Source organism: Azospirillum sp. CT11-132 (assembly GCF_047302835.1).
GTDB lineage: Bacteria > Pseudomonadota > Alphaproteobacteria > Azospirillales > Azospirillaceae > Azospirillum.
The window spans coordinates 367,237-378,608 of record NZ_JBGLZA010000001.1 but is presented as its reverse complement, the minus strand read 5'-3'; the positions used below and the strand labels follow the sequence as shown (position 1 = coordinate 378,608).

Below are 11,372 nucleotides of genomic sequence, written 5' to 3'. Positions count from 1 at the left end.
GCCGGATTGCGGGGTTCATCGAAGGGCATGGCAGCGGTTCCGCTGCCGGTCCTGCGATGCCGCTCCACAACGCCGGAAGGAAAGCTCGACATGGCTGCGATGCCGGACGCCGCCCGCCCAGAGTCCGCATATCAGGCTGGCCAGACCCCGGCCCACCCGGTTCTGGTGCCCGGCCGGACCTGCTGGCGGATCGAAAAGGCGGATCGGGTGGCGGTCATCATCGACGCCGCTGCCTATTTCGCCCGGATCAAGGCCGCCATCCTCAATGCCCGCCACACGGTGATGCTGATCGGCTGGGATTTCGACACCCGGATCAAGCTGGAGCCCGACGAACCGATGCCGGGCGTGCCGAACGAGCTGGGCGATTTCCTGAGCTGGATCGTCCGGGTGCGGCCGGAACTGACCATCAATGTGCTGAAATGGGATCTGTCGATCCTGAAGATGCCGTTCCGCGGCGGGACCCCGCTGGTGCTGCTGGACTGGATGACCAGCCGGCGCCTGCGCTTCCGCCTCGATTCCGCCCACCCGCCGGGCGCCTGCCACCACCAGAAGATCGCCATCATCGACGATGCGCTCGCCTTCTGCGGCGGCATCGACATGACGACCGACCGCTGGGACACGCCCGACCACCGCGACGGCGACCCGCGCCGGGTGCGGCCGAGCGGCGAGCCATACGGCCCCTTCCATGATGTGACGACGGCGGTCGACGGGGAGGCCGCGCGGGCGCTGGGCGACCTGGCACGGGAGCGCTGGCGGCGCGCGACCGGCGAGGAGCTGGCCCCGCCGCCGCCGACCAAGGCGCACTGGCCCGAGGACCTGACGCCGGACTTCCGCGACATCCCCGTCGCCATTGCCCGCACCGATCCGATGACGGACCAACCCCAGGGCGGTGCCCGCGAGATCGAGGCGCTGTATCTGGCCGCCGTCGCCGCCGCACGCGATTTCATCTATCTGGAAAGCCAGTACTTCGCCTCGCAGAGGATCGTCGGCGCCATCACCGCCCGGCTGTCGGAACCCGACGGGCCGGAGGTGGTGGTGGTCAACCCCGAACGCACCCCCGGCTGGGTGGAGGAGGAGGCGATGGGCAGCGCCCGCTCGCTGCTGGTCCAGCGCCTGCGCGAGCAGGATCCGCACGGGCGTTTCCGCATCCTCTCGCCGGTGACCGAGGGCGGAGAGGGTATCTATGTCCATGCCAAGGTGCTGGTGGTCGACGACCGGCTGCTGCGGGTGGGATCGTCCAACATCAACAACCGCTCCCAGGGGCTGGACACCGAATGCGACCTCGCCATCGAGGTCGCGCAGGGCGAGCGGCCGGAGGTGTGCCGCGCCATCCGCTCCGTCCGCACCCGCCTGATGGCGGAGCATCTGGGGGTCGGGGTGGAGGAGGTGGAGCGGACGGAGGAGGAGACCGGGTCGCTGACCGCCATGGTGGACCGGCTGATGCGCCCGGCCGGCCGCTCGCTCCGCCCGCTGGAACTGGAGCCGCTGAACGAGGCGGAGCGCCGACTGGTGGACGAGCGCCTGCTCGACCCCGACCGGCCGGAGCCGATGGCGGAGACGATCCTGCGCGGCGCGACGGCGTTCGGGGACGTCAACCGGGCGGCATGGCGCGTCGGGGTCGGGGTCGCCGCGGGGGCAGCGGTTGGTGTCGGACTGGCCCTTCTGGCCCGCCGGAACGGGCTTGGGAAAAATTTTCGCGGAGAGTGAATTCTCCGCTTGCGGGCCGCGGTCCATCCCGCTACATAGGCGCTCCCCGCGGCGCACAACGCGGTGCGGGGAAAGCGCTTGTGGCGGAATTGGTAGACGCGCTAGGTTCAGGTCCTAGTGGCTGAAAGGCCGTGGGGGTTCGAGTCCCTCCAAGCGCACCAACACTTCAAGTGTTGGTGTAGAGGAACAGAAGTATAGTGGGGCCATAGCTCAGCTGGGAGAGCGCTACAATGGCATTGTAGAGGTCAGGAGTTCGATCCTCCTTGGCTCCACCACTTCTGAAGGTTTTGGTAGGTTTAGGTCTTGTCTGTCGGGGTGAAGCCTTGTATAAGGCGCCGCTCCTCAGCGCGGGTGTAGCTCAGTTGGTTAGAGCGCCGGCCTGTCACGCCGGAGGCCGCGGGTTCAAGTCCCGTCACTCGCGCCACTTTGCGGGCGTAGCTCAGGGGTAGAGCACAACCTTGCCAAGGTTGGGGTCGAGGGTTCGAATCCCTTCGCCCGCTCCATTACTGGAGCGACAGTTTTGGGTTCCCGTGGTCTCGTAGCTCAGCGGGAGAGCACTACGTTGACATCGTAGGGGTCACTGGTTCAATCCCAGTCGGGACCACCATCTATGAAGGGCCCACCCGAACCGGGTGGGGGCCTTCGCTATTTTGGGGGTCAGTATCATCGTGGTCGGGCTGAGCAGCGAAGTTTAGCGCTGGTCGCTTAGCACTTTTCCCGCAATAACGAGCACGACTTGTGATTCAGGGAGCAGAAATCCTCCCAGGTTATTTGAGACTGGAACCGCTTTTCGTACTGGACATCAATCCGGCAGATTTCCGGGCGAACTTGGTAGATTTTGCATAGGCGAGTGACGTCCTCGTATTCTCTGCAGACACCATCCCCTCTATCAAGGAATCTGGTCTCGGGCGACAGGTGAACGTGGCGGCAGCATGCACCACAGGATGAACACTCAAAGGGCTTCACAACACGAACACCGCATCATCGTCATGCATAAAGTTCTCGAAGCTCTCAAAGTCATGAAAAGGCAGCGAGAGGCTGAATGTGCTGTTCAGGTTCGTTAGCCCCTTCATGAAGCCGTCGGCATCCCACGACATCATCGCTTCATCCATATCATCGAAGGCGGTCGAGAGGGCCGCGGCCTGGGCGGCGAAGTGCTCCTCCATCAGTTCCGTCATGGCCAAGCGGGCCGCTTGCATCCTTGCGACTGCCTCGACACAGAGTTGCTCTATGCGCTCTCGCCTTTCACGGGCCACACGGACTTGGGCGCTTTCGCCCAGGCTGATCACTCCGGACTGATGAAGGATGTTGCCGACAAAGTATCCGACCGAGGAGCCGACCATTGCTCCGACGACGGGTATAGGAATCAGAACCTGACCCAGAGCTCCGTAGTAGAAGCTGCTTGCCCCAATGATCGCGGTGCCGCCGACCTGATTGACCATCTCGTCGAAATCGATATCGCCTTTAAGATACTGGGCGACGTGTTTCGTTGACTGAATAATTCCGCTCGCTATCGCGACATGCGCATTGGACCTCGTGAGCGATCCCAAGCTGGCATCGCTGATACCCATGCCGGTCAGGAGGTGCGGTATCCCTTTCGCGGTTGCCGCCGACGCGTAGCCCGTCGCGAAGCTCCCGACCCCTGCGTAGATTGTATCCAGTGCCACCTGCGTCGGTGTAACCTCTCCTTTGTGCAGCTTCCAGAGTCCCCCGGCCAACGCGACACCGCCGCCTACGGTACCGGCGAACGTCCCTGCCTGCATGCCGGCCTTATGCATCTCGTTGCCAATCGCCTGCCATTCCATCTTTGAGGCAGTTTGTGCGGCTGTGGCGGCATTGGTGTTCGCAATAGCCTCCTCATGTGTGGTGCCGCCGGACTGCACCCCATCATGCTGGATTCCCTGATCCAGCCGCTTCTTTGCGCTTTCGTACTGAGGGGCATAGATCGACTCGGCCTTTTCTGTACGGTCATTGATGAGTTTCTGCATCTCCTGATGCTGCTCGGAGGGGCCGACCAGCGATACCTCTTCGTACTTTGGATTCCTCAGCTCGAAAAGTGTATGCGACGGCTTTGCGCAGGATTTTGCCTGGTAACTCTTTACGACTTCACCAGTCTCGGAATTTTTGATCCGGATATCGGCTATCGGATTGTTGATTTCACCCAAAGCGTCCGTTGTGGTTGCTTTGTATGAGCTATTCTTGAATAAAGCGTCCAAGTTGAACTTCGATACTTCAAGCTGCTCGAACACGAATCCCTGTGCCTTGTCCGCCATCATGTTCTGGCGTTGCAGCGCGATGCGGCGCAGGCGGTCCGTGTCGCTGAAGAACTCTCGCGTCCGTTCGCTAAGAACTTTGGTGTTTTGCTCTGCCATCAGCGTGGAGAAAAACGAGATGGCTGCGTCGCCCTTGGTGCGCGGCATGGCTGTTCCTCAGGAAATCAGGATGCAGACTGCGGTGCGGCAGCGCACGGTTCCTGCCGCACCCGGGCATCAGTTTTACGAAACCGATCGTTGCGCCGCGGCGCTGGAGCGTAGATGTTCGATCTCGCCCAATGCTTCCTGGATGATGGTGCCTTCGTCTGTGAGGAGGCGCTTGTCGATGACGTTACGTATCGTGGACGCCAATGCGGCGGTCATCATTATGCCCTTTCGGGTCTCCTCTGTGTGGGTCCGGTAGTCGGTGCTGTGGGCGACAGCGGCCTGCAACCCGGTCAGTAAGGGATTGAACCGCACAAGCAAATCCTCGAGCACGACCCGCACCTGTGCGAACGATGTGCCGATTCCCTTGGCCATAACTTCCGCGCCCTTCATCTCTTCGGCTGCTGCCCGTGCTTTGGCGAGGTTCTCATAGGCGGCGTGCTTGGCGGCCTCGGCTTTTGATGCCAGCATCATCCCCCCCACTGCCAGCACCGGCCCGGCGACAATTCCGCCGAGAATGGCGGTGCCTCCGGCCATGCCCAGTCCACCGGCGCTCAGAGCCCCGCCGCCAAACCATGCCAGCGTGGCGTTCGTTGCGGCGGCGCCACTCAGAACAGCAATAGGGGTGCCGGTCGAGGCCGCGGCGAATGCCCCTGCGCCACCGAAGGCCGCCAGGCCGGCCAACCCGCCAGCACCCAGAGAACTGATGCCAGAGAGAAGAATGGGGCTCATGTAGCCACTGGCTGCTTCGAGTTCTGCAAAGGACGCCTTGGTAAGCTTAACTTCCCCGTTCACCGCCCGCTCTTGGAAATCGACATTCTTCAGCTGCTTAAAAGCTTCTACGAACGGAATGAGTGCAGTCTTATAGGCCTTGAGCTTCGCCTTTCCCAGGCCCTCAATCCTGTCTTGGGTCTGCTGACGAACCAAATTCAGAGATCTTTGCGCATTCTCGACAATCTGATTTGCGTTGTCATTGGTGTCGCTGGCTTCCGAAAAATCGCGTTTGGCATCGATGCCTTTCTTGATGCCAAATCCCCCAGCAAGCAACGCTGCGCCGGCTAAGATAAACGGAACCGCCATCTCTGATCCCCTTTGCATGCAAACGTATACTGAAAGTTTAAAATGATCGATTCGTGATCCCAATATGATACAACGAGGCGGGGCGCACCAGGAAGTTCAGTTGTATAAATTTTTTGAGGAGATCGCCGCTGCGGTGAGACGGGCAGTTGCTTAAAGTTGGCAGTATAACATGGGTGCAGCGGCCGTGCTTGGATGGCTGTGTGCCAACGTAAGAATTGAGGTTTCAGCGGCAAGCTCAGTCCGGCAGTAACCAGGGTCGAGGTTTCCGCCCGTTAGTTGTTATTCATCCGTTGAAATCGTAAAGGTTATTGGTTCAATCCCAGTCGGGACCACCATCATAATGGCCGCCAACCAGAGCGGGTTGGCGGCCTTCTCTATTTTGAACACCCGCTCCTCAAATCATCGCCAGCGGCTGCTTGCGCTTCGGCGGCGGGAAGGCCTTGTCGATCTCCGCGATGTCCTCGGCGGTCAGAGTCAGCTTCACGGCCTCGGCGTTCTGGAGCGCGTGCTCCGTCGTTCCCGCCTTGGGAATCGCGATCACGCCCTGCTGCCGCAAGGCCCAGGCAATCGCCACCTGCGCCGGGGTGGCGTCGTGGCGCTTCGCCACTGCCAACAGGGCGGGGGAGCGCAGCAGGCGGCCGCCCTGGCCGATGGGGGAATAGGCCATCAGCGGCATGCGCGCGGTGTGCTGGAAGGGCAGAAGATCGTATTCGATCCCCCGATGTTCGGGGTTGTAGAGCACCTGATTGGCGGCGCAGCCGTGCAGGTCGGTAATCTCCGCCAGTTCCTCCAGATCGTCGACGTCGAAGTTCGACACGCCCCAGCGGGCGATCTTGCCGGCCTGGATCAGCGATTGGAACGCCTCCACCGTCTCCTCCAGCGGCACGCCGCCGCGCCAGTGCAGCAGGTAGAGGTCGATGCGGTCGATCCCCAGCCGCTTCAGGCTGCGCTCGCAGGCCTTCACCGTGCCGATGCGGGACGCGTTGCTGGGCAGGACCTTGGTGACGATGAACAGGCCGTCGCGGCGGCCGGCGATGGCCTCGCCCACCAGCTCCTCCGACGCGCCGTCGCCGTACATCTCGGCGGTGTCGATCAGGGTCATGCCGCGGTCGATGCCGGCCCGCAGCGCGGCGATCTCGGCGGCGCGGTCGCCGCGCCCTTCCGCCATCATCCAGGTGCCCTGGCCGAGAGCGGGGACCTCGGTGCCGTCGGGCAGGGTCACGCGCTTCATCTCCGTCTCTCCCGTCTGTCGTACCGAAAGACAACAAGCTGGTCCTGCGGGGCCAGCTTGTCGATGGATCTTCGGTGGGCTTTCCGGGGGATGGGACGGGGTTATGCCGCCTTTTTCGGCGCCCCGGCATGGCCGCCTTCCAGGAAGTTCAGCAGCTCCTCCCGGTAGTCGTAATAGCGAGGATGCTCCAGCAAAGCCTGACGGGTGCGCGGGTGGGGGATGTCCACCGTCAGGATGTGGCCGATCTTGGCGTTCGGGCCGTTGGTCATCATCACCACCCGGTCGGCCAGCAGCAGAGCCTCGTCCACATCGTGGGTGACGCAGACCGCGGTGACCTTGGTGCGCGCCCACACCTCCATCAGCACCTCCTGCAATTCCCAGCGGGTCAGGCTGTCGAGCATGCCGAAGGGCTCATCCAGCAGCAAGAGCTTGGGCGACAGGGCGAAGGCGCGGGCGATGCCGACGCGCTGCTTCATGCCGTTGGACAACTCCGACGCCTTGCGGTCCATGCTATCGCCAAGCCCGACGCGGGCGAGGTAATAGCGGGCGATGTCGGCGCGCTCGCCCTTGTTCGCATGGGGGAAGACGCGGTCGACGCCCAGCATGACGTTCTCGTAGGCGGTCAGCCAGGGGAACAGGCTGGGGGCCTGGAACACCACGGCGCGGTCGGGGCCGGCGCCGTCCACCTCCTTGCCGTCCAGCACGATGCCGCCGCTGGTCACGTCGGCGAGACCCGCCACCATCGACAGCACGGTGGACTTGCCGCAGCCGGAATGGCCGATCAGCGAGACGAACTCACCCTTGCGCATCTTCAGATCGAAGCCGTCCACCACGGTCAGCGGACCCTTGGGCGTGGCGAAGGTCTTGGTCAGGCGGGTGAATTCGAGATAGCGGTCCTCCATCCCGCGCCCGCCCATCGCCTCGATATAGGCCTTGGGCGGGGGCGAGGCGGTGATCGGCTTCACATCGGGCAGGACGAGATCGTCGTCACCGCCGGTGCCGCGGGCGACGCCGACCTCCATCAGATAGGCGGTGACCTCGGCGCGCAGGCGCTTGAAATCCTCGTCATGGTTGACGGCGGTGCGGTCGCGGGGACGCGGCAGATCGACGGTGAAGGCGGGGCCGAGCGTGGCGTTCGGGCCTGGGGTCAGCGGGATGATGCGGTCGGCCAGCAAGATCGCCTCGTCCACATCGTTGGTGATGAGGATGACGGTTTTGCGGTCCTTGCGCCAGATCGCCTCGATCTCGTCCTGCAGCTTGGCGCGGGTCAGGGCGTCGAGCGCCGACAGCGGCTCGTCCAGCAGCAGCATCTCCGGGCTCATGGCCAGCGCGCGGGCGAAGCCGACGCGCTGGCGCATGCCGCCCGACAGCTCCTTGGGCCGGCGGTCGGTGGCGTGGCCGAGGCCGACCGTCTCCACCGCCCGGCGGGTCAGCACGCCGCGCTCGGCCGACGGCTTGGCCGTGTGGACGGCGTCGACCGCCAGCGCGACATTCTCCTTCACGCTGAGCCAGGGCATCAGAGAGTAGGACTGGAAGACCAGACCGCGCTCCGGGCCGGGGCCGGTCACCGGCTTGCCGCGGTAGAGCACCTCGCCGGCGTCCGGCATCGCCAGACCGGCGATCAGGTTGATGAGCGTCGACTTGCCGGAGCCGGAGAAGCCGACGATGGCGACGAACTCGCCCTCTTCGATCGACAGGTCGATGTTGTGGAGCACGGTGTTGCCGCCGTAGGACTTCGACACGCCCTTCAGGTCCAGGATCGCCATGGCCGAGGTCTCCTTAGCGGGCGGGGCTGTGGCTGACGGCGGACTGCAGCGCCAGCATCACGCGGTCGAGCAGGAAGCCGATCAGGCCGATGGTGAAGACGGCGACCATGATCTTGGCGAGCGAGTTGGAGGAGCCGTTCTGGAACTCGTCCCAGACGAACTTGCCGAGGCCGGGGTTCTGGGCCAGCATTTCCGCCGCGATCAGCACCATCCAGCCCACGCCCAGCGACAGCCGCAGGCCGGTGAAGATATAGGGCAGAGCCGACGGCAGCACGAGGCGACGCACCATGGTGAAGCCGGAGAGCTGAAGCACCTTGCCGACATTCATCAGGTCGCGGTCGATGGAGGACACGCCGACCGCCGTGTTGATCAGCGTCGGCCACAGCGAGCAGAGCGTGACGGTGATGGCGGAGGTCAGGAAGGACTTCTCGAACAGCGGGTCGTTGCCCGACACTGTGGCGCTGACCACCATGGTGACCAGCGGCAGCCAGGCCAGCGGCGACACCGGCTTGAAGATCTGGATCAGCGGGTTGATCGCGGCGTTGACGGTCGGCGACAGGCCGCTCGCGACACCCAGCGGAACCGCGACCAGGGCGCCCAGCAGGAAACCGGTGAAGACCGTCTTCAGGCTGGTGACGATCTGGTCGAGGTAGGTCGGCTTGCCGGCATAGGGCAGGGTCTTCACCTCCGCCGCCGGGTTCTTCGCCAGCTTTTCGGCGTTGCGCTTTTCCTGGCGTTCGTAGAAGGCGGCTTCCTTGGCGCGCTCGGCCTTGTGGTCGGCGTAGAGGTTGGTCGCCTGCTCCCACACCTGGGCCGGGCCGGGGATGGCGCCGAGGCTGGTGTGGACCTGCGGCGCGGCCCAGCCCCAGGCGGCGAGGAACAGCAGGATGGCGGTCAGCGGGACGCCCATCTGGCGCCACAGCTCGATGCCCTGCTGGCGCGGGTTCTCGCCGGCGGCGAGCCGCAGCAGCGGCGCCAGCCAGCCGAGGCCGACGGTGGTCAGGACGGCGGCGATGCGGTTGAGAGCGTGGGCGCGCCGCGCCTTGCGCTGGGCGCGGGCGAGGTCGGAGGCGGTGCTGTCGGTCAGGCTGGTCATGGCGGGGTGTCCCTTCGGCAAGGTCCCTTCTCCCCCCTGGGGAGAAGGTTAGGATGAGGGGGTTCGGCGCAGCCGAAGAGATCCTCGAAGCGGATCCCCCTCACCCCGACCCTCTCCCCGGGGGGGAGAGGGGGATTTGGCGGGTGGAAGTGCTGCGGGCGCTCAGCCCCCCACCACCTGACCGCCTTCAACCTTCTGGTCGCCCTTCAGGCCGATGGGCTGCTTGGCGAGGTAGTCGTTGGGCTTGTGGCCGTCGTACGGGATGCCGTCGATGAAGCCGGTGTCGACCGGCTTGTAGCCGTCGCTCTTCCAGGGGAAGTCGGCCTCCTTCGCCTTGCCCTCCTCGACCAGCAGCTTGGCGGCCTGCAGGTAGATGTCCGGCTTGTAGACGTTGCGCGCGGTCTGGTCGTACCAGCTGTCGGGCTTGGCCTCGGCGATCTGGCCCCAGCGGCGCATCTGGGTCAGGTACCAGACGGCGTCGGAATAGAAGGGGTAGGTCGCGTTGTAGCGGAAGAAGACGTTGAAGTCGGGAACGTCGCGCTTGTCGCCCTTCTCATACTCGAAGGTGCCGGTCATCGAGTTGGCGATGACCTTGGCGTCGGCCCCGACATATTCGGACTTGGCCAGGATCTTCACCGCTTCGGCGCGGTTGGCGTTATTGTTCTCGTCCAGCCACTGGGCGGCGCGGATCAGCGCCTTGACGACGGCCAGATGGGTCTTGGGGTTCTTCTTCGCCCAATCGTCGGTGACGCCGAAGACCTTCTCCGGATTGTTCTTCCAGATCTCGGTGTCGGTGATGACGGGGACGCCGATGCCCTTGACCACCGCCTGCTGGTTCCACGGCTCGCCGACGCTGTAGCCATAGATGGTCCCGGCCTCCAGCGTCGCCGGCATCTGCGGCGGCGGGGTGACGGAGAGAAGCGCGTCGGCGCCGATCTGGCCCGACACGTCGGTCGGGCTGTAGAAGCCGGGGCTGATCCCGCCGGCGGCCAGCCAGTAGCGCAGCTCGTAATTGTGGGTCGAGACCGGGAAGACCATGCCCATGTTGAAGGGCTTGCCCTCCGCCTTGTACTGGGCAATCACCGGCTTCAGCGCGTCGGCCTTGATCGGGTGGACCGGCTTGCCGTCGGCACCCTTCGGCACGTTGGCCTTCATCTTCTGCCAGACATCGTTCGACAGCGTGATGCCGTTGCCGTTCAGATCCATGGAGAAGGCGGTGACGATGTGCGCCTTGGTGCCGAAGCCGATGGTGGCGCCCAGCGGCTGGCCGGCCAGCATGTGGGCGCCGTCCAGCTCGCCGGAAATCACGCGGTCGAGCAGGACCTTCCAGTTCGCCTGCGGCTCCAGCGTGACGGAAAGGCCCTCATCCTCGAAGAAGCCCTTCTCGACGGCGATGGCGAGCGGCGCCATGTCGGTCAGCTTGATGAAGCCGAGCTTCAGCTGCTCCTTCTCCACGTCGAGCGGGGCGGCATAGGCAGAGACGCCTGCGGTCAGGGCGACGACCGCAGCGGCGGATGCGAGAAGGTGGCGCAGAGGGCGGGAGGTGGTGCGGGAGGTATGAGCCACGTCGGTTGCTCCATCTCTGAAATCCGGGCCAGCGGCCGGGTGGGGCGACACCGGTCTCGAACCTTGGCGATTTTCTGGGCAGGTCCCCGACTGGCTGTTTTTCGGGCAGATGGCTCTTGCGCACCTTGGCCGTCGAAAGCGTCCAGCGGGATCGACCGGAAAAGCGTGTCGATACCGGGGTCGGCAACACTGCCGGGGGCTGGCCCATCATTGGACGCTTGGGATGCACGCACCGTCGTTGGCGCGTCTCTGGCCTCCCTCTTCGCAAGCCTCATGCCAAAGGATGGGTTTTGCCGGAAATCGAGCCGCAGAGGTTGATTTTGCTGACTATGACCCGGCGGAAGGTATGAAGCACCTGACAGGGCCGCGGTGTGCCTGCCGATTTTTGCGGCGCACACAAGCCCGCATGGTCATCCTTTGTGCAGCACCTATGGATGATCCAAAAACAGGCACCTAGGTCTTGGGTGCGGATCCGGGCAGGACCCCGCGGATTCCCTGGAGTTTTCCTG

At 64.2% G+C, this 11,372-nt stretch carries 7 protein-coding genes and 5 tRNA genes; 6 read left to right on the top strand and 6 right to left on the bottom strand.

Annotation, left to right across the window (positions count from 1 at the left end; genetic code table 11):
• Window positions 1-90 precede the first annotated feature (90 nt).
• From ACCD06_RS01665 to ACCD06_RS01640, 6 genes are all read left to right on the top strand, one after another.
• Window positions 91-1,707, top strand: a complete 1,617-nt coding sequence (locus tag ACCD06_RS01665; RefSeq protein ID WP_413338267.1) for a phospholipase D-like domain-containing protein — start codon at window positions 91-93, stop codon at window positions 1,705-1,707.
• A 74-nt stretch (window positions 1,708-1,781) separates the two neighbouring features.
• A tRNA-Leu gene (locus tag ACCD06_RS01660) sits at window positions 1,782-1,868 on the top strand.
• 38 nt (window positions 1,869-1,906) lie between these two features.
• Window positions 1,907-1,982, top strand: a tRNA-Ala gene (locus ACCD06_RS01655).
• Window positions 1,983-2,054: 72 nt separating this feature from the next.
• Window positions 2,055-2,131, top strand: a tRNA-Asp gene (locus tag ACCD06_RS01650).
• Between the two features lie 4 nt (window positions 2,132-2,135).
• A tRNA-Gly gene (locus ACCD06_RS01645) sits at window positions 2,136-2,210 on the top strand.
• Window positions 2,211-2,239: 29 nt separating this feature from the next.
• Window positions 2,240-2,314: transfer RNA gene (locus tag ACCD06_RS01640), tRNA-Val, on the top strand.
• 355 nt (window positions 2,315-2,669) lie between these two features.
• On the opposite strand, the gene ACCD06_RS01635 is transcribed toward ACCD06_RS01640, so the two are convergent.
• The 6 genes from ACCD06_RS01635 to ACCD06_RS01610 form a co-directional block, all read right to left on the bottom strand.
• Entirely contained in the window at window positions 2,670-4,127 is a 1,458-nt protein-coding gene (locus tag ACCD06_RS01635) for a hypothetical protein (RefSeq protein ID WP_413338265.1), read from the bottom strand.
• Window positions 4,128-4,202: 75 nt separating this feature from the next.
• Window positions 4,203-5,204: a hypothetical protein gene (locus ACCD06_RS01630; RefSeq protein WP_413338263.1), complete on the bottom strand. Its 1,002-nt coding sequence runs from the start codon at window positions 5,202-5,204 to the stop codon at window positions 4,203-4,205.
• Window positions 5,205-5,598: 394 nt separating this feature from the next.
• Complete coding sequence (locus ACCD06_RS01625) at window positions 5,599-6,435, bottom strand: aldo/keto reductase (protein WP_413338261.1); 837 nt, start codon at window positions 6,433-6,435, stop codon at window positions 5,599-5,601.
• Window positions 6,436-6,536: 101 nt separating this feature from the next.
• The gene (locus ACCD06_RS01620; RefSeq protein WP_413338259.1) at window positions 6,537-8,201 is read right to left on the bottom strand and encodes an ABC transporter ATP-binding protein; all 1,665 of its coding nucleotides are present in this window, start codon (window positions 8,199-8,201) and stop codon (window positions 6,537-6,539) included.
• A gap of 13 nt (window positions 8,202-8,214) precedes the next feature.
• Entirely contained in the window at window positions 8,215-9,297 is a 1,083-nt protein-coding gene (locus tag ACCD06_RS01615) for an ABC transporter permease (RefSeq protein WP_109155644.1), read from the bottom strand.
• A gap of 162 nt (window positions 9,298-9,459) precedes the next feature.
• Window positions 9,460-10,863 (bottom strand): CmpA/NrtA family ABC transporter substrate-binding protein, encoded by a 1,404-nt coding sequence (locus ACCD06_RS01610; RefSeq protein WP_413338257.1) that lies wholly within the window; start codon window positions 10,861-10,863, stop codon window positions 9,460-9,462.
• Window positions 10,864-11,372: the final 509 nt, after the last annotated feature.